The 26,256-nt window shown below is 66.3% G+C and carries 19 protein-coding genes; 11 read left to right on the forward strand and 8 right to left on the reverse strand.

Features of this window, described 5'->3' with window-relative positions; translation table 11 throughout:
* Positions 1–166: 166 nt before the first annotated feature.
* Positions 167–3,646, reverse strand: coding sequence for a response regulator (locus NOG11_RS11840; RefSeq protein WP_256619977.1), 3,480 nt, complete (start codon positions 3,644–3,646; stop codon positions 167–169).
* A gap of 156 nt (positions 3,647–3,802) precedes the next feature.
* Here NOG11_RS11840 and NOG11_RS15035 point away from each other — a divergent pair, with 156 nt between their 5' ends.
* Both NOG11_RS15035 and NOG11_RS11850 read left to right on the forward strand, forming a co-directional pair.
* Positions 3,803–4,852 (forward strand): patatin-like phospholipase family protein, encoded by a 1,050-nt coding sequence (locus NOG11_RS15035; protein WP_305889069.1) that lies wholly within the window; start codon positions 3,803–3,805, stop codon positions 4,850–4,852.
* A gap of 64 nt (positions 4,853–4,916) precedes the next feature.
* On the forward strand, positions 4,917–5,441 hold the full coding sequence (locus NOG11_RS11850) for a DUF302 domain-containing protein (protein WP_256619978.1): 525 nt from the start codon (positions 4,917–4,919) through the stop codon (positions 5,439–5,441).
* A gap of 186 nt (positions 5,442–5,627) precedes the next feature.
* Here NOG11_RS11850 and NOG11_RS11855 read toward each other — a convergent pair whose 3' ends face one another.
* Entirely contained in the window at positions 5,628–6,197 is a 570-nt protein-coding gene (locus NOG11_RS11855) for a fasciclin domain-containing protein (RefSeq protein ID WP_256619979.1), read from the reverse strand.
* A gap of 159 nt (positions 6,198–6,356) precedes the next feature.
* Between NOG11_RS11855 and NOG11_RS11860 the strand changes: the two genes are divergently transcribed.
* On the forward strand, positions 6,357–6,971 hold the full coding sequence (locus tag NOG11_RS11860; RefSeq protein ID WP_256619980.1) for a glutathione S-transferase family protein: 615 nt from the start codon (positions 6,357–6,359) through the stop codon (positions 6,969–6,971).
* A 127-nt stretch (positions 6,972–7,098) separates the two neighbouring features.
* Here the strand turns inward: NOG11_RS11860 and NOG11_RS11865 are convergent, their stop codons facing one another.
* Both NOG11_RS11865 and NOG11_RS11870 read right to left on the reverse strand, forming a co-directional pair.
* Positions 7,099–7,779: a hypothetical protein gene (locus tag NOG11_RS11865; RefSeq protein ID WP_256619981.1), complete on the reverse strand. Its 681-nt coding sequence runs from the start codon at positions 7,777–7,779 to the stop codon at positions 7,099–7,101.
* Positions 7,780–8,022: 243 nt separating this feature from the next.
* Positions 8,023–10,512, reverse strand: a complete 2,490-nt coding sequence (locus tag NOG11_RS11870) for a ligase-associated DNA damage response DEXH box helicase (RefSeq protein WP_256619982.1) — start codon at positions 10,510–10,512, stop codon at positions 8,023–8,025.
* A 43-nt stretch (positions 10,513–10,555) separates the two neighbouring features.
* On the opposite strand from NOG11_RS11870, the gene NOG11_RS11875 reads away from it, so the two are divergent.
* On the forward strand, positions 10,556–10,960 hold the full coding sequence (locus NOG11_RS11875) for a VOC family protein (RefSeq protein WP_256619983.1): 405 nt from the start codon (positions 10,556–10,558) through the stop codon (positions 10,958–10,960).
* 289 nt (positions 10,961–11,249) lie between these two features.
* Here NOG11_RS11875 and NOG11_RS11880 read toward each other — a convergent pair whose 3' ends face one another.
* The 4 genes from NOG11_RS11880 to manD all read right to left on the reverse strand — a co-directional run bounded on the left by NOG11_RS11880 (position 11,250) and on the right by manD (position 16,406).
* The gene (locus tag NOG11_RS11880) at positions 11,250–12,218 is read right to left on the reverse strand and encodes an SMP-30/gluconolactonase/LRE family protein (protein ID WP_256619984.1); all 969 of its coding nucleotides are present in this window, start codon (positions 12,216–12,218) and stop codon (positions 11,250–11,252) included.
* A 118-nt stretch (positions 12,219–12,336) separates the two neighbouring features.
* A complete protein-coding gene (locus NOG11_RS11885) occupies positions 12,337–14,262 on the reverse strand; it encodes a beta galactosidase jelly roll domain-containing protein (RefSeq protein ID WP_256619985.1) in 1,926 nt (641 codons plus the stop codon).
* Positions 14,263–14,265: 3 nt separating this feature from the next.
* Positions 14,266–15,177, reverse strand: coding sequence for a sugar kinase (locus tag NOG11_RS11890; RefSeq protein WP_256619986.1), 912 nt, complete (start codon positions 15,175–15,177; stop codon positions 14,266–14,268).
* On the reverse strand, positions 15,174–16,406 hold the full coding sequence (gene manD, locus NOG11_RS11895; RefSeq protein ID WP_256619987.1) for a D-mannonate dehydratase ManD: 1,233 nt from the start codon (positions 16,404–16,406) through the stop codon (positions 15,174–15,176). The genes NOG11_RS11890 and manD overlap by 4 nt, the downstream gene beginning before the upstream one ends.
* 112 nt (positions 16,407–16,518) lie before the next feature.
* On the opposite strand from manD, the gene uxaC reads away from it, so the two are divergent.
* The 7 genes from uxaC to NOG11_RS11930 all read left to right on the forward strand — a co-directional run bounded on the left by uxaC (position 16,519) and on the right by NOG11_RS11930 (position 26,240).
* On the forward strand, positions 16,519–17,931 hold the full coding sequence (gene uxaC / locus NOG11_RS11900) for a glucuronate isomerase (RefSeq protein ID WP_256619988.1): 1,413 nt from the start codon (positions 16,519–16,521) through the stop codon (positions 17,929–17,931).
* Between the two features lie 3 nt (positions 17,932–17,934).
* Complete coding sequence (locus NOG11_RS11905) at positions 17,935–18,927, forward strand: TRAP transporter substrate-binding protein (RefSeq protein WP_256619989.1); 993 nt, start codon at positions 17,935–17,937, stop codon at positions 18,925–18,927.
* A gap of 88 nt (positions 18,928–19,015) precedes the next feature.
* Positions 19,016–19,435 (forward strand): TRAP transporter small permease, encoded by a 420-nt coding sequence (locus NOG11_RS11910; protein ID WP_256619990.1) that lies wholly within the window; start codon positions 19,016–19,018, stop codon positions 19,433–19,435.
* Positions 19,426–20,706, forward strand: a complete 1,281-nt coding sequence (locus tag NOG11_RS11915) for a TRAP transporter large permease (RefSeq protein WP_256619991.1) — start codon at positions 19,426–19,428, stop codon at positions 20,704–20,706. Before NOG11_RS11910 ends, NOG11_RS11915 begins: the two co-directional genes overlap by 10 nt.
* Positions 20,703–22,187: a mannitol dehydrogenase family protein gene (locus tag NOG11_RS11920; RefSeq protein WP_256619992.1), complete on the forward strand. Its 1,485-nt coding sequence runs from the start codon at positions 20,703–20,705 to the stop codon at positions 22,185–22,187. The genes NOG11_RS11915 and NOG11_RS11920 overlap by 4 nt, the downstream gene beginning before the upstream one ends.
* On the forward strand, positions 22,184–23,371 hold the full coding sequence (locus NOG11_RS11925) for a Gfo/Idh/MocA family protein (RefSeq protein WP_256619993.1): 1,188 nt from the start codon (positions 22,184–22,186) through the stop codon (positions 23,369–23,371). Before NOG11_RS11920 ends, NOG11_RS11925 begins: the two co-directional genes overlap by 4 nt.
* A gap of 292 nt (positions 23,372–23,663) precedes the next feature.
* A complete protein-coding gene (locus NOG11_RS11930) occupies positions 23,664–26,240 on the forward strand; it encodes a glycosyl hydrolase 115 family protein (RefSeq protein ID WP_256619994.1) in 2,577 nt (858 codons plus the stop codon).
* The last annotated feature ends 16 nt before the right edge of the window (positions 26,241–26,256 follow it).

The raw sequence follows: 26,256 nt of genomic DNA on the forward strand, positions 1-26,256 counted from the left end.
AGTTGCTGGCGCTGCTGCCCCCTCCGCCCTTCGGGCACCTCCCCCTGCAAGGGGGAGGGAAGCTGTGACCGGCGGTAGCTATCTCCTTCGCTCCCCCACTCCGTGGGGGAGCTGCCGGCAGGCTGAGGGGGCGGCCAGGGCCGGGGCGTCGGCGGCCCCCCTACCGTCAGCGCGTCAGGGCCTCCTTCACGACCGCCGCGACGCTCGTCAGGGTGAAGGGCTTCTGCAGGTACTTCGCGCCTTCGATCTCGTTGAGCTTGTCGCGCATGGCGGTCTCGGCGTAGCCGGACATGAACACCACCTTGGCGCCGCGCAGCTTCTCGCCCGCCTCCTGGATGAGGGTCGGGCCGTCCATCTCCGGCATCATGATGTCGGTGAGGATGAGGTCGAAGCGCTCGGCATCCTCCTCGATCATCTCGAGCGCCTCCTCGCCGTCGGTGGCCTCGTGGATCTCGTAGCCGCACATCTGCAGCGCGCGGGTGACGATGGAGCGGACGCCGTCCTCGTCCTCGACGACCAGGATGCGGCCCTTGCCGGTGGGGTCCTGGGCCTCCTCGACGCGTTTGGTCTCCCGGCGGCGCTCGGCGGCGAGCCTCGCCTCCTCGGCGGTGACGGCGGGCAGGAAGATGCGGAAGGTCGCGCCCTCACCGAGCCTGTTGAAGAGGAAGATGCGCCCGCCCATCTGGCCGATCGCTCCGGCCACGGTGGAAAGGCCTAGCCCGGTGCCCTGGCCCTCGCCCTTGGTGGTGAAGAAGGGCTCGAAGATATCCTCCGTGTGCTCGGCGGGTACGCCGCCGCCGGTGTCGGCGACCTCGATGAGAACGTGATCAACCTCTTCGAGCACCTCATAGCCGTAATCGGCGATCTTCTCGGCGGGAACGTGCTTGGTCTCGATGACCAGCGAGCCGCCGCCCTTGCCCGCCATGGCGTCGCGGGCGTTGACCGCGAGGTTCATGATGGCGAGGTCGACCTGGCCCTTGTCGCATTTGACCTCGGGCAGGTTCCTTCCGTGCACGACGGAGAGCTGCACTTTCTCGGTGACGCAGCGTTTGAGCGCCGGGGTGAAGTCGTTGAGAAGCTCGGTGATCGAGCAGATCTCCGGTGTCAGGGTTTGCTTGCGCGAGAAGGCGAGGAGGTTCCGCGTCAGGTCCTGGGCCCGCTGCGAGGTCTCGTAGATCATGGCGAGGTCGCGGTAGGAGGGGTCGCCCACCGGGTGGTTCCTCATCAGAAGCTCCGTGGACCCCTTCACGACCAGCAGGAGGTTGTTGAAGTCATGGGCGACGGAGCCTGCGATCTGGCCGATCTGCTGCAGCTTCTGGCCCTGGACGCTCTCCTCCTCCATGCGGCGCTGATAGGTGATGTCCACGGCGTAGAGCACGGTCTGGCGGGGGCCGTAGGCGCCCCTCCGCCTGCGGACGGGACGCGCGAAGAGGCGGAAGGTGTGCGCCTGGGCGCCCTCGCCGACGCGCACCTCGATGGGCTTGGTCAGCGGCTTGCCCTGGGCACGGGTCTTCAGCGCCGCCATCAGCTCGGAGATGGCGTGGGAGGTGAAGATGGAGGAGAGCTTGGCACCGTCGCCGCCTTGCGGGAAATAGGCCGTGAACAGCGTGTTGGCGTAGGTGATCTTGCCGTCCGCCGACGGATCGCCCTCGAGGACCGCCACGCCGAAGGGCGCATCGGTGAGGTCGGCGCCCGCCTGCATGCCCACGGGGTCGCCCTTGACGGCGGACTTGTCGGCGATCTCCACACAGACGAAGCCTTCGCCAGTGCCGCCGCGCGTGAAGGGCGTAAGGACCACGTCCTTGCCGCCCGAAAGCGAGCCGCCGCGCTGACGGATACGGACCTCGTACTCTTCTCCTTCGGTCTCCCAGAGGTGGCGCATGACCGGCGCGCTCTCGCCGAGGACGACGTCGCCCAAGGTCAGCGGCTGGCCGGGCTTGGTGCCGAAGAGCTCGGCGGCGGCGAGGTTGAACCAGGCGGCAGCACCCGAGCGCTCGAGCGCCATGACCGGGCGCGGGAAGCGGTGATAGGCCTCCTTGAGCTGGTCCTGCTTGCGGTCCACCTCCTGCTCCTGCAGGCGCCAGGCCGTGTAGAGCTGTCCGTCTGCGGAGGGGCGCATGGGCCGTGCATCGACGGAGAAGCGGCGCACGGGCAGATCGCCCTTGCCCCGGTGGCTGAGCCTGCCCATGGTCTGGGTCAGAACCTCCGAGGCCGGAACACCGGAGCGGCAGGCCTTGGCGAGGCGGAACATCTTGGAGCTCTCGGTGCCGGACTGGCCGAACAGGCGGTCGATCCTGGGCGGAAGGCCCGTCGCGCCGCGCACGCCCGCCTCCTGGGCGATCTCCATGTAGCTGTCGTTCGCATAGACCACGACGCCGTCGCGCGTGGTCACGAGCCGCGCATCGTTGTCTGCGTCGATGATGCCTTCCGCCAGCCCCAGCGACTGCAGGATCTCGTTGCCCGCGAGCGCTAGGGCGTCGGAGCGGTTGCGGCTCACCCGCTTGAAGAGGAAGCTCGTCAGGAGGACAGGCGAGTAGGCCTGCACCACGCTGGCGATCGTCAGGACGGTGACGAAGATGAGGATGCCCGCGCCGAAGAGGCTGGCAACCAGAAGGTCCACGCCGCCCTGATAGGCGCCGTAGCCGAGGGCGCCGACCATCAGCGCCAGGCTCGTCCAGATGGCGAGCGGCGTCACCACCTCGGCAAGCCTGCGGAGTTTGGGCTCCTTGGGTGCTTCGGGCAGGGGTGCGTCGGCCTTGAGGCCGGTCGTCAGCGTGCCGCCGTCACCGCCGTCGCCGCCCTGGGGGGTGTCGGTGGTCTCCTCATCGGCCGCATCCATGGCGCGCAGCATGGCGAGGAAGTCGTCCTTGGCACCCGAGGGCTTCTCTTCGACCTCGTCGAAGGACCGCAGCTCGTCCTCATCCTCGAACTCGTCCTCGGGAAGCGGCTGCAGCACCGGCTTCTCGGCGGAGGCTTCGGGGAGAGGCTCCAGCACGACCTCTTCATCCTCGCTCAGGTCGATCTGCTTGAGGGGTGGGCGGTCCTTGCGCGCCAGCGGCACCTGAGCAGCGGCGGCGGGCTGCTTCTTGATCTCTTTCGCGGCGGGCTTCGGTGCGAAGATAGGCGCAGGGGGCGCGGAGACCTCGTCACGGGCCTTGGAGAGACGCTTGAGGCCGATGGGCTCGGCGCCGTCGTCCTCCACCTCGGCAGCGCCGGCGGCCATCTTCTTGGCCGCTTCGATCTGGGCCTTGAGGCGGGCGTGGAGCTCCTCGGCGGGGGTGGGCTGGTTTGCGGGCTCCGGCGCGGGGGCGGGAGCAGCGGCTTCGGGGGCTGGTTCGGCTTCCCCTTCCATCTCGGAGCGCTTCTTAGCGACCCGCTCGGCCAGGCGCAGGGCCAGGGCGGCGGCCCCTTCCGCGTCGTCGTCGGTGAGCTTGGAGGGCTCGCTCTCCTTCTTCATCACGTCGAGAAGGATGCGGTCGAAATCCGCCTCGGTGCTGTCGGACTCCTCGGCAGGCACGTCGGCAAAGGCGATCGCCTTGGAGAGCGCCGCCTTGCCGGTGGTCTTCTTCTCCTCGGCGGAGGTCTCGGCCGATTTACGGCCACGCCCACCGAGACCCATGAACTTCTTCTTTGCGGCTTCTGCCATGCTGCCCTCACCATCCTGTCCCTGCGCACCCACACGGCAGCCTTCTGACCGCCCAAGCGCAAGCCGGACTTTTCGACCTAAGCTGGTTCGCAAGGTAGCGTTACCCTAACGTTAACGGACCTTGCGAATTTCTTATCGCTAGGGTCTGGAGGGGCTATGGATGAAAACCTTCCCAAGATCGGCATGGCCTGGGGCTCGGGCGCCGCGAGGGGCTGGGCGCATGTGGGGGTCCTGCGGGCGCTGGACGAGCTAGGTATTAACGTCGAGATCGAAGCGGGCTGCTCGGTCGGCGCGCTCGTCTCGGCGGCGAGACGCCTCGGTATCTGGGAGGAGTTCCTGCGCTGGGCGCGGGAGCTGAACCCGGTCGGAGCGCTCGGCCAGTTCGCCATCTCCATCGGTGCGGGCGGCTTCGTCGACCCGGCCCGCGCCTTCGATGTGTTCCGCTACGCCGACAAGGACATCACCGAGCTCGACGCCCCCTGGGGCGCGGTGGCGACGGACCTCGCCACTGGGTCGGAGGTCTGGCTGACCAAGGGGTCGGTGCTGAACGCGGCGAGGGCGTCGAGCGCCATCCCCCTCGTCTTCCAGGCGGCGCCGGTCATGTTCGAGGGGGCCGAGCGGTGGATGATCGACGGCGCCGCGTCGAACCCAGTACCGGTGAGCCTCGCCAGGGCGCTCGGCGCGGACCGGGTGATCGCGGTGGACCTCAACGCCTCGGCGGTGACCCTGAAGCGCTTCGTGAGGCCTAAGACCACCGCCGTCGTCCCGGTGGCCGAGCCGGCCGCCACCGATGAGCACTCCTTCATCCCTGTACCCGTGCAGCGCTTCATCCGCGACACCCAGAGCTATCTGGAACGGGAGATCAGCATGGCCCGCGCGCGCGTCCTGGCCAAACCGCAGCTGTTCGAGACGGCCGGGGCCACCATGGATATTGTCCAGGCGCACCTCGCCGCCGCCCGCGCGCAGATCGACGTGGCCGACCTCCGGCTCACCCCCGAGCTCGACGACATCTCCCCTGCTGCCTTCGACCGTTGGGAGGAGATTGAGGAGCGCGGCTATCTCGAAGCCATGAAGCGCCGCGAGCAGCTTCTGCTCGTTGCCGGGATCAAGGATGTCACCTGCGAGGCGCCGCAGAACCCGCAACTTCGCGAAGTACCCCGGAAAACTCTTGAAGATAAGAGCGGAGGGGACCAAAGGAACGCGTAACAAAGGCGCGCTGCCTGACGAAGATCCGCGGGAGATGGCCCATATGGGCCATGGGAGGGACAAGATGTTGAGAACGATCGCCGCACTGGTGACTTTGCCGGTTCTGGTCGCAGCCTGCGGCGCGGACGGCACCGAAGGCGAGAACCAGCCTCCCCGCGCCGAAACGCAGCGCGATGTCCTGTCCGAACCCCGCTTCACCACCAAGAAGAGCACGCTGTCCTTCGAGGAGACCCTCGCCGCCCTCTACCGCGCCATCGACGAGCGGGATCTGACGGTCTTCGCCAGCATCGACCACCAGGCGGGCGCCGCCGAGGCCGATCTTCAGATGCGCCCGGCCACGGTGGTCGTCTTCGGCTCCCCCGCCATCGGCACCGCCCTGATGCAGGCCGAGCCGATCCTCGCGGCCGAACTCCCCCTGCGCGCGGCGGTCTATGAGAACGCCGAAGGCGAGGTGGTGGTCGCCGTCACGAGCCCCAACGTCCTGACACGGACCTATCCGGGCCTCGAGACCGAGAAGAAGCGCCTCGAACGGATCGCCGAGAACCTCAAGACCCTGGCCGCCGAAGCGACGGGGACGGAGGGCCGATAAGTTTTACTGAGAGCGCAGGGCTTGGTTCTAGCGCTTCCCTCTCCCGTTCAGGGGAGAGGGACCGTGGGTAAGGGCTTCGAAGCATAAAGACTGGCGGGAAGCGCCGCGCTACGGCTTTGCCGATCCCCTCACCCGAAATCGAAGATTTCGACCTCTCCCGCGGGCGGGAGAGGTAGCCGCGACGGCTTACGACTCAGACGGAGACGTCGCAGGAAGCAGGACGCCGTCGATCGCGTGGATCACGCCGTTCGTAGCCGGAACGTCCGTCTTCACCACCTTGATCTCGTTGCCCGCGACATCGGTCAGGATGACGTCGCCGTTCTCCACGCGAGCCGTGAGCTCGGAGCCCTCGACCGTCGTGACCTTGGCTTCGCCGCCGCCGTCGCGGATCATCTTGGTGAGATCCTTGGCGGCCACCTTGCCGGAAACCACGTGGTAGGTCAGCACCATGGTGAGGGCCTGGCGGTTGTCCTCTTCGAGAAGCGCATCGACCGCGCCCTCGGGCAGGGCTGCGAAAGCGTCGTTGACCGGCGCGAAGACCGTGAACGGACCTTCGCTGTTCAACGTGTCGACGAGCTCAGCGGTCTTGACCGCGGTCACCAGCGTCGAGAACTGATCGTTGCCGGCGGCGACGCCGACGATAGTCTCTTCGGCCTTGGCCATCTTCTTCTTGCCGTGGTGGTCGGCGGCTACGGACGCAGCCGGAGCGGCGGCGAGAGAGGCGGCAGCGGCAAGCAGAGCGAAACGGAACTTCATAGGACTTCCTCCTGGTCGGTTTATCGACATTCGGAATGTAGAAGCTCCCGCCCACCTGACGAGGGCTCAGACTGCGGCATTCGGTGGCAAAAGCGGGGGTATTTCCTCAAACCGCGGTAAGGTTCAACTTGCAGACGCACTAAAGCGAAGGAACAATCCATGACACTGACCATCTACCACTCTCCCTTCGCCCGTTCGGTCCGCGTGCGCTGGCAGTGTCTGGAGCAGGGCCTCAGCCATGAGATCGAGCGGGTCGAGAACAACAAGGCCTTCCTGGCGACCCCGGAGTACCGCGCGGTGAACCCGGCGGGGAAGATCCCGGCCCTCAAGGACGGCGAGCTGATCCTGTTCGAAAGCACCGCCATCCAGGAGTACCTCCTGACCAAGCCGGGGGCGGAGAAGCTGGCGCCGAAGCCGGGCGACAAGCTCTACGGCCCGTTCCTGCAATGGCTTCATTTCGGCGAGGCGGGGATGGGCATGTATGTCACCCTCGCCCTCGCCCACAACAAGATGCTGCCCGAGGAGCACCGCATCCCGGCCATGGCCGCCTGGGGCAAAAGGGAAGCGGAGAACGCCTACGAAGTTCTTGCCGGACCCCTGCGCGCCCATGACTACCTTCTGCCGAGCGGCTTCTCCGCGGCGGACATCTCGGTGGTCTACATGCTGCTATTGGCCAAGTTCGCGGGCATCTTCGATGGCGCGCCGGACGAGGTGAAGGCGTATTTCGGGCGCTGCACCGAGCGAGAGCACTGGAAGACGGCGACGGCTGACTGAGGTCGATCCTGCGCCTTCCCACGGCTTGTCCGTGGGACCCAACTCCTACGCTCCGTCCGGTTGCTGCTCAAGGTGATGGGTCCCACGGATCGCTTACGCGCCCGTGGGAATGCGCCCTGATTTCAACCTAAAGGCGGTCCAGCGCCTGCCCTGCCTGGTTGCGCACCCGGCCCGGCAGGCTGCTCTCCGTGTGGATGAACTCCAGCACCTCGGCCTTCTTCACATTGTAGAGACGCACCGCGCGCTCTTCGGGGCGGTTGTTACGGTCGAGGTCCACGATGGTCTCGTAGCGCACCGGGAAGCGGTAGGGGTTGGGCCGCGCATGCACGCCGTCATACTGGCTGGGCGAGAGACCGGCGTGGAGCTCGCAGGTGGTCTTCATGGCGATCTCGCCAAGGGGCTGGCGGCGCTTGGCCCGACGGATGAGGCGCTGCTGCACCTTGGCGTATTCAGGGTTGCGGGTGGTCTCGCAGGGCGGGATCACCTGGGGGGTCGGCGAGACGAGGCCGCGGGGCACGAGGTTCGAGCCGCGCAGCTCCCGCAGGGCGGCGAAGCTGATCTCGTCGGCGGGGAAGAGGCGGTCGGCATAGCCCTCCCAGTCGCCGCGGCGCCACTCGCGGCGGCCAGGATTGGTTGCGTCATAGACCACCACGGCCTGGTTCACGCCCACCTTCTCCACCTTGAGGAAGTAGTCGCCCTCCAGCTCCATGTAGCGGAGCGTGTAGGCGCCGGTCTCCGGTACGGGAGGCACGCTGGTGGCGCAGGCCGCCAGAAGGGCCGCGCCCAAAATCATCGAAAAAATACGCATCGGTGCCCTCCCAAGGGTTGGTGACCCCCCTGCTGCAAGGGATGGGCCAGCCCTGCTGATGCTTCAAGAAGGCGCGGGCGTTACGGAAGTTCCATCATGCGTGCTTGAGCGGGAGTGTGGTGGCAAAAGCACAACACCGGCCTAGAGCATCGGACTGCTTCATAGAATCAGTCCGATGCTCTAGGTTCCTGTTTCGAAGCATCTTTCCACCGCGAACCAGTTTCCACTTCGCGGTCCGATGCTCTAGAGCGACATCTCCTCCAGAAGCTCGCGCTCCAGCTCCTCCAGGATCGCCTCGTTGGCCTGACCGGCGATGGTCTCGCGGCCTGCCTCCATCATCACCGGCACCGCCATGGGGGAGACGCGGGCGAGGCGGCGGTGGACGAGGTTGCCGCTGACCCGGCTGAGGAGGCTGGAGAGGCGGCCGATGTCGAGGAACCCCGCCGCCGCGTCGTTCCAGGCTGCCTTCATGAGGATGTGGTCCGGCTGGTGCTCGCGCAGCACGTCGTAGATGAGGCCTGCGGAGAAGCTGACCTGCCGCCCCGACTTCTCCTGGCCCGGATGGTTGCGCTCGATCATCCCGGCGATCATCGCGCAGTAGCGGAAGGTGCGCTTCATGAGCTGCGCATCGGCGAGCCAGAGGTCGAGGTCCTCACCGAGGAGGTCCTCCTCGAAGAGCTGGTCCATGTCGAGACCGCGGGGGTCCTTCCGCATCCAGACGGAGAGCGCGTACTCGGTAGGGCAGAAGCCCAAGGGCTGCATGCCCCAGCGCTCAAGGCGGCGCGTGATCAGCGTGCCGAGGGACTGGTGCGCAATACGCCCGTCGAACGGGTAGCAGACGAGGTAGAACTTGCCGCCGCGGGCGAAGGTCTCGATCAGGAGTTCGTCGGGTTTGGGCAGGTAGGACTTCTTCTCCTGCCATCCTAGCCACTCCTGCACCGGGCCGGGCATGCCGCGCCAGGTTTTGGGATCGGCCACCATCTCGCGCACCGAAGAGGCAAGGAAGCTGGAGAGGGGAAACTTCGATCCCTGCCAGGAGGGTATCTTGACATCGTCCGATGACGAACGGCTAACGAAGACGTCCATGTCCTTGGTGCCTTCCAGGCGAAGCACCTCGCCTGCGAAGAGGAAAGTGTCGCCGGGGGTGAGGTGGCTGAGGAACCACTCCTCGATGGTGCCGAGCTTGCGCCCTCCCCTCGGCACGCCGGGTCTGCCGTCCGAACGAGTCATCCTCCCCAGGCGGACATTGTACGATGGCATGTCGACGATGGTGCCTGCGTTGAGGCGGTAGAGCTGCGCGGTGCGGGCGTCCTTGATGCGCATCTTCCCGTCAGGCTGGCGCACGATCCGCTTGAAGCGGTCATAGGCGCGCATGGCGTAGCCGCCGGTCGCAACGAAATCCAAAGCCTCATCAAAGGTTTCGCGGGGAAGCTCGCGGTAGGGGGCGGCGGAGATGATCTCTTCATAGAGACGGTCGGGGAAGAACGGCTCCGCGCACGCCATGCCCCAGATGTGCTGGCAGAGGACGTCGAGGGCACCCTCCTTATACGGCTCACCGTCCATCAGGCCGGCATCGACGGCGCGCTTGGCGGCGACGCATTCGAGCACCTCGAAGCGGTTGGCGGGAACGAGGACGGCTTCGGAAGGCTCGTCCATGCGGTGGTTCGAGCGGCCGATCCTCTGCACCAACCGCGCCGCGCCCTTAGGAGCGCCGAGGCAGATGCAGAGGTCCACCGCGCCCCAGTCGATGCCCATGTCCAGGGTCGCGGTGCAGACCACCGCCTTGAGGTCGCCGGTGGACATCGCGGCCTCCACACGCTCTCGCTGCTCCCTTTCCAGGCTGCCGTGGTGGAGGCCGATGGGAAGCGCGTCCTCGTTCATGCGCCACAGCTCCTGGAAGCAGACCTCGGCCTGGGAGCGGGTGTTGGTGAAGATGAGCGTCGTCGTGTGCTGACGGATCAGCTCGTAGATCGCCTCGAAGCTGTGCCTCGCCGAGTGGCCTGACCAGGGGATGTTGTCGTCCGGCGTCAGCACACGGACGGCAGGCTTGACGTTCGACTTGCCGATGACGAGCTTCGCCAGCGCCTCGTCAGTGCCGTCCTGCGCTACGAGGTAGCGCTGCAGGGGCTCGGGGTCGTCTACCGTAGCCGACAGGCCGACGGTGCGGAGCGCCGGGGCCAGGGTCCACAGCCTCGCAAGGTCGAGGGAGAGAAGATCGCCGCGCTTGGACTTTCTCAGCGCGTGAAGCTCGTCCAGCACCACGCAGCGCAGTCCCGCGAAGAGGTCCGAAGCCGACGGATGCGCCAGCAGCAGGGAAAGCTGCTCCGGCGTCGTCAGGAGGATATCGGGGGGCGCCGTTCGCTGCCGTTGGCGCACGGAGGATTTGGTGTCCCCCGTCCGGCTCTCGACCACCACGGGCAGGTCCATCTCGGCAATGGGTGCGGAGAGATTGCGCTCGATGTCCACGGCGAGCGCCTTGAGGGGAGAGATATAGAGGGTGTGCAGCGAGCGCTCGTTCTTCGGTGCTGCGGAGAGTTCCACCAGGCTCGGCAGGAACCCGGCAAGGGTCTTGCCTCCGCCGGTGGGCGCGATGAGGAGGACGCTCTCACCCGCCAGCGAGCGATCGAGCACGGCAAGCTGATGCTCGCGCGGCTCCCAGCCCTTGGCCTCGAACCAGCGGGTGAAGCGCTCGGGCAGCGGCGCCGGTAGCTGTGATGGGTCTTGGTCGAACACCCGCTCTATATGGTGCGCGGAAACCAAACGGGGACTCTGAAGCATGACCGGTAAACCGCAAGGCGCCCAGTGGGCGAGCAACTATATCGTCTGCGCCGACCTCGAGGCCTGCGCGAAGACCTATGAGGAGGCGTTCGGGTTCGAGCTGCGTTCCTCGGAGAAGGACGGCGAGGGGAAGCTCGCCCACACCGAGTGGGGGCACAAGGACGCCGTCATCTTCATGGCCGGGACGGAACAGCGCGGCGAGAAAGCGCCCTCCAGTTTGGGGATCGAGCGGATGCCGGTCACATTCTACATCTATGTCGAGGATTTGGACGCTCAATTCGAGAAGGTGCGCGGCGCGGGTGTCAAGGTAGACGGCGAGCCCCAGGACATGCCCTGGGGCGACCGGGCCTTCACCGCCACCTGCCCTAGCGGCTACGCCTGGATGTTCGCGGAGAAGGCGTAGAAGGTCCGGTTCCGGACCGGAGCGTCGAGGGGATGGGTTGGAGGGGTTCGGCGAGACGCCGGTTGGGAACGCGCATGGCTTTGCTTTGGCATTTGTACCCTTTGCAAATGCAGGTAGCCCCCTCCGCCCTCCGGGCACCTCCCCCACTCGCGTAGGGGAGGAACACAGAACCAACGCCTGCTCTCTTCTTCGCTCCCCCTCCCCGAGGGGGAGCTGCCGGCAGGCTGAGGGGGAGGAAGCAGCAGCGCTTAGGCCTCCATCATTGCCAACGACACAAATGCCCTTCCGCCTAGCGTGGCTTGAGCGCCATGCGGGCCAGGAAGGGGCCTGAGGTGATGTAGATCATGTCCTCGTCCTCGGTCAGGGCGACATTGGCCGCTGCCGTTCCCGTTCGGACCAGGGCGAGGCGCTTGCCCTCGGGGCTGAGAAGATGGATTCCGCCCGGCCCCGCCAGAAACAGATGGCCGTCCCTCGTCACGGCGAGCCCGTCGGGCAGGCCGGGCTCGCCCGCCCTCACCATCTCGGTCAGGTCGAGAAGGAGGCGCCTTCCTGATGGTCTCCCGTCAGTACCAAGATCGTAGGCGTAGAGATGGGCAGCGTCAGGATCGGACTGGGACACGTAGAGGACCCGTTCGTCGGGGGAGAGCGCCACGCCGTTGGGTCGGGTGAGACCTGCCTCGATACGCTCCACGCTGTCATCGGTGCGCAGAAGATAGACGCCGTTTGCTTCCATCTCTTTCAACGGCGAAGCGTCGCCGCCCTTGAGGCCGTAAGGCGGGTCGGTGAAGTAGACCCGGCCGTTCTTTGCGCGAACGAGGTCGTTGGGGCTGGAGAACCGCCTACCCTCGAAAGTCTGCGCTAGGAACGTTTTCTTCATCGTGGTCAGATCGAGCCGCGCTATGGCCCGGTTGCCGTGGTCGCCCATGAGGACCGCATCCTGCCCATCGGCCACCAGGCCGTTGGCCCCCGGCTCCCGGAACGCCTTGGGGACGGGGCCGGCCAGTCCTGAAGGTTTTAGAACGATCCGCAGGCCTTCTTCTTCGGACCAGCCGTAGAGCGTGTTGCCCGGTACGTCCGTGAACAGGACTTCGCCTCGCTCGGGCATGTGGACAGGACCCTCCGACCAGCCGAAGAGGTCGTCCGTGAGCTTCTCGACGACCGCCCCATCGGGAATGATCGCGTCCGCCGCGGGGTCCAGGCGCTCGATGGAGCCTACCGACCGGAACTGCCGCTCCGCGGTCAGCGGTTCAGCCTTCAAGGCGTCTTGGGCTGCGCACCCCGATATAGCGACCATGAGCAGCAAGATAGCTATCGTTCTCACACCGTTTCCTCTGTGTACGCTTCAGTTATTTCGCAACTGTCAGGAGGGCTAGCCGCTACCGCTGCTTCGCTATATCGACCTGAAACGGCGATACGGGAATGCCGTCGGCCCGGTAGAGGTTGCATAGGGGGGCGTCGGACCAGCAGTACCGGACCTTAGAGGCGCTTTGCCTGTTCCCGGCCTTCAGGATCAGTGTGCTTCCTTCAAGCTTTCCATCCGCCCACCGGCAGCGCCCCCCCTCGTTGCAGAGCTCCAGCGCCATGGGCGATGGGCCGCTCTTCACCTCGTAGCTGCCCGCCGGAAGGTGCACGACGACATCGTCGCGCGTCCGCGTAGCAGGGGTGGTCGGTCCGTGCCCGTCGCCGCCGCTACTGCCTGTACGCATCGCCTCGAAGGCCGCCGACACCCTGTCCGCCACGACCACCTTGTTCGGCGGATGGATGTCGGTCGCGTCTCCTGCGTCGATCGTCACGGCCAGCGCGGTGTTCTCGTCTGCCAAAGCCGCCTTGCGCTGCGCCTCGCGGACCGCTGCCCAGCCGGACTCGGATGGCTCGCTCAGGGTTTGCCCGAAACCGGGAAGCTGCACGATGACCGTCTGCAGGTCGGGGCCGAACCGTGCCTTCCATGACGACACCAGTGCGCTCATCAGGCCCTGATAGGTCTCCGGATGATCCGTGTTCGACTCGCCCTGATACCAGATCGCCTTCGAAGCCTTCAGCGTTCCCAGCGGCGCCACCATCGCGTTGTGGATGGTGGAGAAGCCGGTGACAGAGCTCCATGGCGGCTGCGGTACGGCGGAAGGCGCGGCAGGGACGATCTCGTAGGACCAGCCGTCGGCGATAGGGACAGCCTCACCCCCGGCGAGTTCGATGGTCATGTCCTTACTCGGACCGAGGAGCCCGCCCTGGCCGTAGCCGTTCAGCACGTTGACCGTGACGACGTTCTCCCCCTCGGTCAGGAGACCGTCCGGCAGCTCGTAGCGGCGCTGGTCGCTCCAACTGAAGGTCGAGCCCAGGAACATGCCGTTCACCCAGGTCGCATCGATGTCGTCGACGAGACCGATGCCGATGGTTTCGGCCTCCTCGGCCTCGGCCTTCGAGAGGACCACGGTCTTGGTGAACCAGACGTGGCCGAGGTGACGGTCGGCGTCGGGATCACCGTAAGTCTTCCAGTCCCGCATCTCCCCTTCCGGAACGGCCCTCTCGGCGAAGTCGCCATCCGCCCAGGGACGGGCGCCGTTCTCTTCCCAGGCGGCCTCCCACTGCGCGCCGAAGGCCCGCTGCGCCGCCGCCTCGTTGTCGCGGTAGGTTTCGATGAGGCCGATCTCGGTCTCGTAGCCGCCCAGTTCCGCGAGCAAATCGCGCGGCACCCAGGCTTCGATCTGGGACCCGCCCCACGCCGCCTGGACGAGACCCAGGGGCACGCCGTCCGCCATCACCCTTTCCGCCGTGTACCAGCATACCGCCGAGAACGCTTCGACCGCTTCCGGCGATGCTCGCTGCCATCTGGTTCCGGTGGGCAGCTCCGCCTGCTCGGCAGCGTGGTGGCGCAGGGGGACGTTCAGAAGACGGATGTCGGCGCTGGTGGAGAGCTCGGCGTCAGGCCTACCGGTGGAGCGTGAGACCGGCCAGGCCATGTTCGACTGGCCCGAGCAGAACATCACATCGCCCACCGCTACGTCTTCGAGGCGCAGCTCTTCGCCGCCTGCCTCGATCGTCAGGCCGTCTCCGGCCCGCGCCGTGAGGGGGGGAAGCTCCACCGTCCAGCGGCCAGCGTCGACGGCAGCTTCGTAGACGTTGCCCCCGAAGCGCAGCCGGGCCGAAGCGCTGTCCGTCCTTCCGCTGAGTACGACGGACTGCCCCCGCTGGATCACCGCACCGTCCATCCACGGGTGGTCGATGGTCAGTTCCGCCGATGCCCCGCCGCCCGTCAAGGCGACGATCGCAAGGCAGGAAAGCGCCGTTTTGAGGTTGCTCTTCATAGGTCAGTCTCGCTTTTCGATAGGCGGGATCGCGCCTTCGCATCTGAGTGCCGCTGCCGCCGCGCGGTGGCCGTCCGAGACGGCTTCCGCCGGCTGCTTTCCTTCGAGGACGCCTGTGATATAGCCTGCGTTGAAGGCATCGCCCGCGCCGGAGGTGTCGACGGGGTCGATGGTCTCCTCAGGGGGCACCCTATCGCCATCGCTCAACAGCGCGGGGCTCGCGCCGCATTTGACCACCACGAAGCCCGCGCCGAGTTCGGACCAGCGCTTCGCGGTATCCGCAGGGGACTGATCACCGAACAGAAGGGCTTCATCGTCGAAGGTGGGAAGCACGGTATGCGCGTGTGGTGCAGCTAGCGTAAAGGCCTTGATCGCTTCGTCAGGGGACGACCAGAGCGACGGCCGGTAGTTCGGATCGAACACCACCATGCCGCCTCGCGTGCCCACCTCCCGTATGAGCCAGAGGACCTTGCTGCGTTCGGCTTCCGTGAAGAGGGCGAGGGTGATGCCTGTCAGGTAGAGGACCGAAGCCTCGGTTGCGAGCGCCAGGCAATCTTCGATACCAGGCATACGGAAGAGTTGCCGCGCGGCGCTGTCCGACCGCCAGTAGGTGAACGAACGCTCGCGGTTCTCGTCCAGACTGATCGCGTAGAGGCCGGGTTTCGAACCCTCCGCACGCAGCACAAGGCCCGAAGAGATCCGCTCCTCCTCCATCCGCCGGGCGATCACTTCCGAGAAGTGATCCGTACCGAGCGCCGTCAGATAGCTGACCGGAAGGCGCCGCCGCGCGAGACCGACGGCGGTGTTGAAGCTGTCCCCCGCGACACCGAGCCGCGCTTGGCTCTCGGACAGGGACGACAGCTCGATCATCGCCTCCCCGAAGCAGACGACCGGCCTCGCCGGTGACGGTCTCACCAGTTCCAAAGCGTGCCGTCCGTGAGCCTCGCAACGGGTAGCTGCTTGGGATCGTAGGGGTACTTCGCCGCCAGCTTCTCGTCTAAGGACACGCCGTGGCCGGGGCTCTCACCGCAGAAGAGCGCGCCCTCTTCGAAGCGGTAGTCGTGGGGGAAGACGGCGTCCGTCTCCTCCGTGTGGCGCATATACTCCTGAATGCCGAAATTCGGCACCCAGGTGTCGAAGTGGAGCGCTGTGCCCATGCAGACGGGCGACAGATCGGTGGCGCCGTGGCTGCCCGTCCTCACCTGATAGAGGGAGGCGAGATCGGCGATCCGCCTGAGATGGGTGACGCCGCCCGCATGGACCACCGTGGTCCTGATATAGTCGATGAGCTGGTTCTGGATCAGCTCGCGGCAGTCGTGGATGGTGTTGAAGACCTCGCCCACGGCCAGGGGCGTGGTGGTGTGCTGACGGATGAGGCGGAAGGCCTCCTGATTCTCCGCAGGCGTCGGGTCCTCCATCCAGAAGAGGCTGTAGGGTTCGAGCGCCTTGCCGAGCCGCGCCGCCTCCTGGGGGGTCAGGCGGTGGTGGACGTCGTGGAGGAGGTGGATGTCCGGCCCCGCCGCCTCGCGGGCACGCTCGAACAGCTTTGGCGCGAACGCCAGGTAGCGGGCCGTATCCCAGACCTGCTCCTCCGGCAGGGCATCGCTCGCGGGCTCGTAGAACAGGCTGTCCTTTGAGACGCCGTAGGCGGTCTGAAGTCCGGGCACCCCCGATTGAAGCCTGATGGCCCGGTAGCCCATCTCGCGGTAGCGCTGCATCTCCTCGATGGTGTGCTCGAGGTCGCGCCCGTTGGCGTGGCCATAGACCAGCACCCGGTCGCGGCTTCGCCCACCGAGAAGCTGGTAGAGCGGCATGTTCGCCATCTTGGCCTTGATGTCCCAAAGGGCAGTGTCCACACCGGCGATCGCCGACATGGTGACAGGCCCCCTGCGCCAGTAGGCACCGCGGTAGAGATACTGCCAGATGTCCTCGATCATGCCTGCGTCGCACCCGATGAGGGCTGGGCAGACATGGTCCTGAAGATAGCTCGCGACCGCCAGCTCGCGCCCGTTCAAGGTGGCGTCACCGATCCCCGTGACCCCGCCCGCCGTCTCGATGACGAGGGTGACGAAGTTGCGTCCGGGCGAGCAGGCCACCACCCGTGCACCGGTGATCCTGCGCTCCTTGGCGGTCCCCTCCTCCATGCGGCGTGCTCTCCTTGACAAAGCATGTTAGCGCTCACTTACTGGCGAGGTTCGCCGCCCGAAGACAGGCCGTCAAGAGAGCACCTGCAGCGCGGACAGGAGGAGTGACCCTTTGAAGCTGACCCTTCACCCCGACCGGCTGTTCCCGGCCGAGGAGCGGACGCGCCGCATCGCGCGCGGGCTCCATGAAGGGGTGCGGGACCTGCCGATCGTCTCGCCGCACGGGCACACGGACCCGGCCTGGTTCGCGCTGAACGAGCCCTTCCCCGATCCGGCGCGGCTGCTGATCACCCCCGACCACTATGTGCTGCGGATGCTCTACAGCCAGGGCGTGAGGCTCGAGGATATGGGCATCCCGCCCCTAGACGGTGGTCCGCATGAGGAGGACGGGGGGGCCATCTTTCGTCTGTTTGCGAAGCACTACCACCTCTTTCGCGGCACGCCGTCGCGCATGTGGCTCGACTGGGTGCTGGGCGAGGTCTTCGGCTGCGAGGAGGTGCTGGAGGAGGCCAACGCCGACGGGGTCTACGCGCTGGTGGACGACGCGCTGCGCCGGCCCGCCTTCCTGCCGCGGAGCCTCTATGAGCGCTTCGGCATCGAGGTGCTGGCCACGACGGAAGGGGCGCTCGACGAGCTCGTCCATCACCGCGCGCTTGGGGAGAGCGGCTGGAAGGGGCGGGTCATCACCACTTACCGCCCCGACGATGTGATCGACCCGGACAATTCGTGCTTCGCGGCAAACCTCCGCCGCTTCGGCGAGCTGACAGGGCAGGACACGCTGAGCTGGCAGGGATATCTCGAAGCGCACAGGGTCAGGCGTGCTTACTTCCGCGAGGTCGGAAGCGCGACCGCCACCGATCACGGGCACCCCACCACGCGGACGGCGAACCTGCCCGAGGCGGACGCTGAGGCGCTGTTCGGCCGCGTCTCGAAGGGCGGGTCGTCGAAGGCGGACGCCGAGCTCTTCCGTGCCCAGATGCTGACCGAGATGGCGCGGATGAGCCTTGCGGACGGCATGACCATGCAGATCCATCCGGGCGTCGCGCGAAGCCACAACCCGGCGGTCGCCTCCCGCTTCGGCCCCGACAAGGGCGGCGACATCCCTTTGCAGACGGATTATGTCTCGGCACTGGCGCCGCTTCTGGCCGAAGTCGGGAACGAGCCTGATCTCAACATCATCCTCTTCACCCTCGACGAGGACACCTATGCCCGCGAGCTGGCGCCCCTGGCCGGGCACTACCCCGCCCTCCTCCTCGGGCCGCCCTGGTGGTTCCACGACAGCCCCGAAGGCATGCGAAGGTTCCGTGAGCGGACGACAGAGACCGCCGGTTTCTACAACACCGCCGGGTTCAACGACGATACGAGGGCATTCCTCTCCATCCCCGCCCGGCACGACGTGGCGAGGCGGATGGACTGCGGCTGGCTGGCGCAGCTCGTCGCCGAGCACCGGCTGGGGGAGGCAGAGGCCCATGACGTGGCGCGAGACCTCGCCTACGGTCTCGCCAAAGCCGCCTACAGGCTCTGAGCGGTGGCTAGCAGCTTCACGCGGCGCTCCGCCGTGGCAGGCCTGAGCCTCGCCGGGCTGGCAGGGTGCGGCGAGACGGAGCGGCCCCTTTGGGCGGCAGATGCGCAGCCTGCGAACTACCCCACGGTCGAGGCGCTCCGCCACTTCGCCGCGACGTTGGAAAAGCTCACGGGCGACGAGCTCCGCATCAAGATCTATCCGGGCGCGCAGCTCGGCCCAGAGCGGGATACGCTGGAGATGACCATCTTCGGTGGTCTCGACATCAACAGGGTCAACACGGCGCCCTTGAACCCGATCGCCGAGGAGACCATCGTCCCCGCCCTACCCTTCGTCTTCAGCTCCATCCGGCATATGAGGGCGTGCATGGATGGGGAGCCGGGGCGGCACATCCTCGAGGCGCTGGAACCCGCGGGCCTCAAGGGCCTCTGCTTCTACGATTCGGGTGCGCGGAGCTTCTACAACTCGCGCCGCCCCGTCCTTGAGCCTTCGGACCTCCAGGGCCTGAAGATCAGGGTGCAGAACTCCGATCTCTATGTCGCGACCATGAAGGCGCTGGGCGCCAGCGCCACGCCGATGAGCTTCTCGGAGGTCTACCAGGCACTCGTCCAGAAGGTGATCGACGGGGCGGAGAACAACTGGCCCTCCTATGAGAGTACGAGGCATTTCGAGGCGGCGCCCTTCTACTCGCTGACCCAGCACATCATGGCGCCGGAGGTGCTGGTCATGTCGATGAGGCGCTGGCGCCTTCTGACCGACGATCAGCGGGCGGCGGTCCTGGAAGCCGCCCGCCAGTCCGTGCCGGTGATGCGGCGAATCTGGGACGCGCGGGTCGAGACGAGCCGAAAGATTGTTCTGGGCGCTGGGGTCACGGTGAACGACATCTCGGACAAGTCGCTGTTCAGGTCCAAGGTCCAGCCCGTCTATGAGCGCTTCATCAACCGTAAGCTCATACCCCTGGTCGAGCTGATCGGCGATACGGCGGTGCCTCTTGGCTAGGCTGCATGACGCACTTCGGTTCGTGGGCCGGTTCAGCCAGACGCTGTCGCGGCTTTGCCTGTGGGTGAGCGGGTTCGGGCTGTGCGCGATGACCCTCGTCATCCTGTGGCAGGTCATCGGCCGCTACGTCTTCGGGGACGCGCCGTCCTGGTCCGAACAGCTCTCGCTCTACCTCCTTCTGTGGTCGGTGCTTCTGGCGTCCGCAGCCGGTGTGCGGGAGGGCTTCCATATCCGCATCACGGCGGGTCAGGACCGATTGCCAAGCGATGCGCGAAAACCGCTCCTACTGCTGATTGACGCTTTGGTTCTGTGCCTGGGCGTCGCGCTTCTCGTTCTCGGGGCGGACCTCGTCAGACGGCTGTGGCCTAACACGATCCCCACCCTCGGCCTGCCGCGCGGCTCCGCCTTCATCCCCATGGCGGTGAGCGGCGCGCTGATCGCGCTCTTCGCCGCCGAGAAGATGGCTGGTCGCTTCGTCGGCAGAAACGTCGAGGCGTCATGGCCCTGACCGTCCTCTTTCTCGCCCTTGGGCTCCTCCTTATCCTCGGCGTGCCGGTAGCGTTCGCGCTTCTCGGCGCCTCGCTTCTCACCTTCCTTCTGCTCGACATCCCGCCGATCATCGCGGCGCAGCGTTTCGCCTCCAGCATCAATATCTTCTCCTTGATGGCCATTCCCTTCTTCGTCTTCGCAGGGGAGCTGATGTACCGTGCAGGGATAGCCGAGCGACTGATCCGCGTCGCCGACGCGCTGATGGGGGGGACGCGAGGGGGGCTGGGGCAAGTCAATGTCGGCGCCTCGATGATGTTCGGCGCCATATCGGGATCGGCGGTGGCCAGCGTCTCCGCCCTGGGATCGGCCATGATCCCGATGATGGAGGAGAAGGGCTACGGCCGCGACTACGCCGTGAACGTCACCTCCACCGCCGCCATCCTCGGCGTGGTCATCCCGCCCTCGCACAACATGATCATCTACGCCGCCGCCTCGGGGGTGAGCGTGTCGATCGGCGAACTCTTCATCGCAGGGCTCCTCCCTGGGCTGACGGCAGGGGGCATGCTGTGCCTTGCCGCGTGGCTCGTGGCGCGCAGGCGCGGCTATGCGAAGGGCGCCTTCCCCGGCTGGCGCGTGCTGCTAAGGGCCGCCGCCGCTGCGCTGCCTGGGCTACTGACGGCGGTGATCATCGTGGTCGGCATTCTCGCAGGCATCTTCACCCCGACCGAGAGCGCGGCGGTCGCGGTGGCCTATACCGTGCTGATCGGCGCCTTCGGCTACCGTAGCCTGGGGCTTCGTGAGTTCGGGCTGGCGGTGACGGGGGCAGTCCGGACGACGGCGATGATCATGTTCATCATCGGCGCGGCGGGGGCGTTCGGCTGGCTGCTCGCCATTCTGGAAGCGCCCGCCATGATCGCGGCGGGCATCACTTCCCTGTCGGATGAACCAGCCGTCATCCTACTGATGGTCATCGCGGCGCTTCTGGTCCTCGGCACCTTCATGGACATGGCGCCGCTGATCGTCATCACCACACCGATCTTCCTGCCCGTGCTGATGGAAGCAGGTTTCGACCCCGTGCAGTTCGGCATCGTTATGATGCTGGCCCTCGGCATCGGCCTCGTCACCCCGCCCGTGGGCGCGGTGCTCTTCGTCGGCACGGCCATCGGACGCATCCGGATCGAGGACACGGTCAGGACCATCTGGCCCTTCTACCTCGCGCTTTTGGCGGCGCTCCTCCTCACGGCCTATGTACCCGCTTTGACCCTCCTTCTTCCAGGTCTCCTGTCATGACCCTGCGCCTCTCATCCGTCAGCATAGGACAGGCACGCGAGGGCGTGCAGCTTCCTTCCTATGACCGCCGATTGCTCAAGCCGCGCATGGTGCATCTCGGTATCGGCGCCTTTCACCGAGCCCACCAGGCGGTCTATACGGACGATGTCCTCGAGGAGGGCGGCGACTGGGGGTCGGTGGGGGTGAGCCTGCGCAGCGACGGCGTCACCCGCCAGCTCTCTCCCCAGGACGGGCTCTTCTCGGTCGCGGTGCGCGACGGGGAGGAACGCCTGCGGGTGATCGGCAGCAACATCGCCGCGCTCTTCGCCCCCCAGAGCCCCGAACGGGTGCTAGCCCTGATGAGCGCGGAAACCTGCCATGTGGTGACGTTGACCGTCACGGAGAAAGGCTACGGCCTCGACCCTTCGAGCGGCAAGCTTCTGGTGGACCGAGGTGACATCGCCAGTGACTTGGCGCACCCGCACCGGCCCACAACGCCCATCGGCTACATCGCCGAGGCCCTGAGGCGGAGACGGCAGGCCGGATACCGTCCGTTCACCGCTCTTTCCTGCGACAACCTCTCTTGCAACGGCGGAAAGCTGCGCGAGGCGGTCATTCAGTACACGCAGCTATGTGAACCGGTGCTCGCCAGCTGGATCGAGGCCGAGGGCGCCTTCCCCTCCACCATGGTGGACCGGATCGTACCGGCCACCACCCCTGATGATCTGGACACGGCAAAGGCCAAGCTGGGCCTTCGCGACGAGGGGTTCGTCGCCACCGAAGCTTTCACCCAATGGGTGATCGAGGACCGGTTCTGCGGCCCCAGGCCCGCATGGGAGCGCGCAGGCGCGGTGTTCTCTTCCGAGGTGCAACGGTTTGAGGCGATGAAGCTGCGCCTTCTCAACGGTCCGCACTCGGCCATTGCCTATCTTGGCTGCCTCAAGGAGCTTCCCTTCGTACACGACGTGATGAACGATGCCTATCTCGGGCGCTATGTCGAGCGTCTGATGGAGGACGAGATCGCCCCGGTCGTCCGCGGACCATCCGGTTTCGACCTCTCCTCCTACACTCTTGAGCTACGCCAGCGCTTCCGCAACCCCTCTCTTCAGCACCGCACCTCTCAGATTGCGATGGACGGCAGCCAGAAGCTGCCCCCTCGCCTCCTCAGCACGATCGCCGACAACCTCGCCGCGCGGCGGCCGTTCCGCAGGCTAGCCACCGCGGTGGCTGCATGGATCGCCTATGCTTCGGGCAGCGGCCCGGCCGGTCTGGACGACATCGACGACCCGATCGCGAAGCAGCTTCGCACGGCCGCTGAGAAGGGAGGGGGGCGGACAGACGACCTCCTCTCGGCCTTTCTCGATCTTCAAAGCGTGTTCGGCAGCGACCTTCCGCGCTCTTCCGTCTTCAGGCAGTCTATCGAAGAACCCTTGAAGCTGCTTCTGACCGAAAACTGGACTGCCCTTCGGCGGTGGACGGAGAATGAGGAGGACCAGAGATGAGCATCAGATGGACGAGGCGCGGTACGCTCCTGGCTGCGGGCGCCGCCCTGACCACGGGCGCAGAATCCGGGGCCAGCATGTTGCAGGACACCGGGCCTCAGGCGGCCGGTCAGCCCTTCCCCCAGGGCGTCAAGCTGCCGCGGTCCTGGGAACAACCCCCCTCATCGGGCAGGATCGGCATCGCGGTGGTGGGCCTCGGGCGCTACGCTTTGGCGCGCATGATGCCGGCCTTCGCTGAAAGCCGCCTCTGCCGCATCGCCGGTCTCGTGTCGGGCAACCGGCAGAAGGCAGCGAGGGTGGCTGACGCCTACGGACTGAAGAGCGATCAGATCTACAGCTATGACAGCTTCGACCGGCTCGCCGAGGACGACCGGATCGACGCGGTCTACATCGTCCTCCCCAGCGGTCTCCATGCGGAGTGGACCGAGAAGGCTTTCGCCGCGGGCAAGCACGTGCTCTGCGAGAAGCCCATGGCCCTCTCGCCTTCCGAGTGCGAGCGGATGATTGCTGCCTCGAAGGCAGCGGACCGCAAGCTGATGATCGCCTATCGCTGCCATTTCGAGCCCTACAACCTCAAGCTCATGGAGCTGATGCGTGAGGGCGCGATCGGCGAGCTGCGTACCATCAGGACCAACCATCAGTACAAGGCCGGCATGGCGACGCCCCAGACCAACTGGCGGCTGAACAGGCGTCTTGCGGGGGGCGGGCCGCTCGAGGACTACGGCCTATACGGCCTTCAGGCCTCGCTCTACATCAGTGGCCAGATGCCCGAGCGGATCAGTGCGAGCGTGATGCGGCCAGAAGGCGATGCGCGCTTTCAGGAGATCGCTGCGCACACCGCCTCTCAGCTCACCTTTCCGGGCGGAGCGGCGGCGCAGCTTTCGACCTCCTATGACGCGGCCGGTCTGAACCGGCTCGACATCTTCGGCAGCGAGGGCCGGATCGTGATGGAGCCGGGCACCTCCTATGGCGGTCAGACCATGACGCTGAGCCGCGGACAGGGGTCCGAGACCCTCACCCCCGGCGACCCGCAGGTGCAGTTCGCCGGGCAGCTTGACCATTTCGCGGAAGCCGTCCGCGAGGGAACGCCCATCAAGACGCCGGGCGAGATAGGCCTTCGTGACAGCCGTCTGATCGAAGCGATCTACCGAGCCGCAGCCACCGGTCGTTCCGTCGAGATCTAGCTCCGCTCGGTCAGCGATCGCGAGGTGGGTTCAAACGACGAGGGGGCTCAGCCAAGGGAGCACGCTAGCTCATGTCTCTCTTTGGGGCAGTGCGATCGTTGGCTGTTCTCTGACAAGACGGTGAGACCATTCATCAGCCATTTAGTTGCCAACCATCTCTTGTCGCGTATAGGTTAGCGCTAACATGGAACCCCTACGTCACACGCATGTCCATTGCTGCCGACCGCGAAGACAGGCCGCGACTACCTGGACTGCGAAGGGACGGGCCAATCGGTTGTTGAGGACGGTCTTGATGCTCAGTATTATTTGCCGCTTTATCCTTGTCCTTCTGCTGCTCGCGGGCGGCTCGGCGCTGGCGCAGCCATCCGAAAGCTGCGGCGAGGCCGTGAGCCTCTGCGTAAGCCCTCCCGAGGCAGGCATGCCCCTCATCGAGGGGGGTTGGGTTATTGGCGTACGAACCGATCAGACCGAGCACGAAGGTGTCCGCCTGGCCGCATCGAACCTGGCGGAGGACCTGACGCAAATAAGCCTGCAGGACGACGCTCCGGACGGACAGGCCAAGCCCTTCGCCATCATCGCAGGCTCGCTGGACCGCTCTCCTACTATCCGTTCCCTGATCGAGAGCGGCAAGCTCGACTCCTCGGAGGTGGAGGGGGTCTGGGAAGGCTTCATGCAGGCCGTGGTGGAGGATCCCCTGCCCGGTATCGAGCGGGCGCTGGTGATCGCCGGTGCGGATCAGCGGGGCACGATCTTCGGCCTCTACGACCTTGCCGAGCGGGCGGGCATGTCGCCGTGGCACTACTGGGCCGACGTACCGCCGCATCGTCAGGGTACCCTCTACGCTGCCGCGGGAAGCCGTACCGATGCGCCGGAAGTGCGCTACCGCGGCATCTTCCTCAACGATGAGGAGCCGGCGCTCGGCAACTGGGCCAGGGACACTTTCGGCGGGCTGAACGCCTCGTTCTACGAGAAAGTCTTCGACCTCGTCCTGCGCCTCAAGGGCAACTATGTCTGGCCCGCCATGTGGGGCAAGGCGTTCTACGACGACGACCCGGCGAGCGGCGCGCTGGCAGAGCGGATGGGGGTGGTCATGGGGACGTCTCACCACGAACCCCTGACCAGAGCCCATGTGGAGTGGTCGCGCTACGGCGAAGGTCCGTGGAACTACGATCAGAACCCAGAGAAGCTGCAGGAGTTCTGGCGCGGCGGCATGGAGCGGCTCGGTGAAGGCGAGGCACTCGTGACGATCGGCATGCGCGGTGACGGCGACGAGGCCATGACCGAAGGCACCGCCATCCCACTTCTCGAGCGGATCGTCCGCGACCAGCGGAAGATCATCGCCGAGACGACCGGCAGGCCCGCCGCCGAGACCCCCCAGGTCTGGGCGCTCTACAAGGAGGTGCAGGACTACTACGACGAGGGGATGGAGGTACCGGACGATGTGACCCTCCTCTTCGCGGACGACAACTGGGGCGGCATCAGGCGCCTGCCTGAGGAAGGAGCGGAGCGCCCCGGCGGTTACGGGGTGTACTATCATTTCGACTATGTCGGCGGGCCGCGGAACTACAAGTGGCTCAACGTCACCCAGATCGAGCGGACCTGGCAGCAGATGTCCCTCGCATGGGACCGGGGCGTGGACAGGCTGTGGATCGTCAATGTCGGGGACCTCAAGCCGATGGAGCTGCCCATCAGCTTCTTTCTCGAGCAGGCCTGGGCTCCCAGCGAGATGAGCCGTGAGCGGATGGATGGCTACGCTGAGCGCTGGGCAGGCCGGATGTTCGGCGGTGAGCACGCTGCCGAGATAGGCGCACTGCTGGAGCAGTCCGTGAAGTTCAACGCGCGGCGGAAGCCCGAGCTTCTGGACGCTGAGACCTTCGACCTCGCATCCGGCGAGTGGGACGAGGTCGCCCTCGCCTACCGCAAGCTTGCGGAGCGGGCCGATACTCTTCGCACGGATATTTCCGAGGAGCGTCTCGCCGCATACGATCAGACCGTGTGGTTCCCCATCCAGGCCATGAGCAACCTCTACGACCTCTATCGCGCGGTCGCGCATAACCGTGCCGACGCCGAAGCCGGTCTAGCCTCGGCCAACAAGTGGGCCGAGGCGGCGGAGAAGGCTTTCGAGCGGGACAAGCAGCTTACGGACACCTACCACGAGGAGATCGCGGGCGGCAAATGGGACCACATGATGTCCCAGACCCATATCGGCTACACCTACTGGCAGCAGCCGGAGCAGCAGGCTATGCCGGAACTGGTGCGTGTCCAGACGGAAGCAGGGCGAACCCAGGCGAAGCCCAATGAGCGCGGCGGTAAACCTTCCAAGGCGTCGTCGGCCGGGCGCTTGGTCATCGGCGAACGTCCCGTCGCGATCAGCGCGGAGGCGATCACCTGCCGAGTGGGCGGCGGCGGGGCAGCGTGGTCCGTCCTGCCGAACCTAGGCAGGCGCGGCGATGCCCTAGGGCTTAGCCCCGACCACGGCACCGCCATCCCGATCAAGGACGCGCCCACCCTCACCCTGCCCCTCGAGGCTGAGCGCTCCGGCGAGCTGACCGTCAGGCTTCTGTTCCTGCCCGCCTTCGACACGGACGGGGCCGAAGGCCTGCGCTACGCGGTAGGTCTCGGCGGGGGCCAACCCAAGGTGGGTGGCTTCGACCTTAGGCCGGACACGCCGCTTTGGAACGAGGCGGTCGCCTCCTACGCCCTGCCGATGGATACGGTGTTCGAGGTGGAGCGGGGCAGGCACGATGTGGAGATCAAGCTGCTCAGCCCGTCCCTGGTCCTGCAGGAGGTTCAGTTGTTCACCGGTGAGCCTTCGCCGCGGTATCTTGGTCCGCCCCTCGTTCAGCTTACGAAGCAAAGAGATTGCTGATCGGGGATTGGCATCC

The organism is Parvularcula maris (assembly GCF_024505085.1).
In the GTDB taxonomy this organism is placed as follows: Bacteria; Pseudomonadota; Alphaproteobacteria; order Caulobacterales; family Parvularculaceae; genus Parvularcula; species Parvularcula maris.

Bases quoted from the DNA above. Each gene is read 5' to 3' on its own strand.
- NOG11_RS11840 (WP_256619977.1), bottom strand. From the start codon at position 3,646: ATGGCAGAAGCCGCAAAGAAGAAGTTCATGGGTCTCGGTGGGCGTGGC.
- NOG11_RS15035 (WP_305889069.1), top strand. From the start codon at position 3,803: ATGGATGAAAACCTTCCCAAGATCGGCATGGCCTGGGGCTCGGGCGCC.
- NOG11_RS11850 (WP_256619978.1), top strand. From the start codon at position 4,917: ATGTTGAGAACGATCGCCGCACTGGTGACTTTGCCGGTTCTGGTCGCA.
- NOG11_RS11855 (WP_256619979.1), bottom strand. From the start codon at position 6,197: ATGAAGTTCCGTTTCGCTCTGCTTGCCGCTGCCGCCTCTCTCGCCGCC.
- NOG11_RS11860 (WP_256619980.1), top strand. From the start codon at position 6,357: ATGACACTGACCATCTACCACTCTCCCTTCGCCCGTTCGGTCCGCGTG.
- NOG11_RS11865 (WP_256619981.1), bottom strand. From the start codon at position 7,779: ATGCGTATTTTTTCGATGATTTTGGGCGCGGCCCTTCTGGCGGCCTGC.
- NOG11_RS11875 (WP_256619983.1), top strand. From the start codon at position 10,556: ATGACCGGTAAACCGCAAGGCGCCCAGTGGGCGAGCAACTATATCGTC.
- NOG11_RS11885 (WP_256619985.1), bottom strand. From the start codon at position 14,262: ATGAAGAGCAACCTCAAAACGGCGCTTTCCTGCCTTGCGATCGTCGCC.
- manD (WP_256619987.1), bottom strand. From the start codon at position 16,406: ATGGAGGAGGGGACCGCCAAGGAGCGCAGGATCACCGGTGCACGGGTG.
- NOG11_RS11910 (WP_256619990.1), top strand. From the start codon at position 19,016: ATGACCCTCGTCATCCTGTGGCAGGTCATCGGCCGCTACGTCTTCGGG.
- NOG11_RS11915 (WP_256619991.1), top strand. From the start codon at position 19,426: ATGGCCCTGACCGTCCTCTTTCTCGCCCTTGGGCTCCTCCTTATCCTC.
- NOG11_RS11920 (WP_256619992.1), top strand. From the start codon at position 20,703: ATGACCCTGCGCCTCTCATCCGTCAGCATAGGACAGGCACGCGAGGGC.
- NOG11_RS11925 (WP_256619993.1), top strand. From the start codon at position 22,184: ATGAGCATCAGATGGACGAGGCGCGGTACGCTCCTGGCTGCGGGCGCC.
- NOG11_RS11930 (WP_256619994.1), top strand. From the start codon at position 23,664: ATGCTCAGTATTATTTGCCGCTTTATCCTTGTCCTTCTGCTGCTCGCG.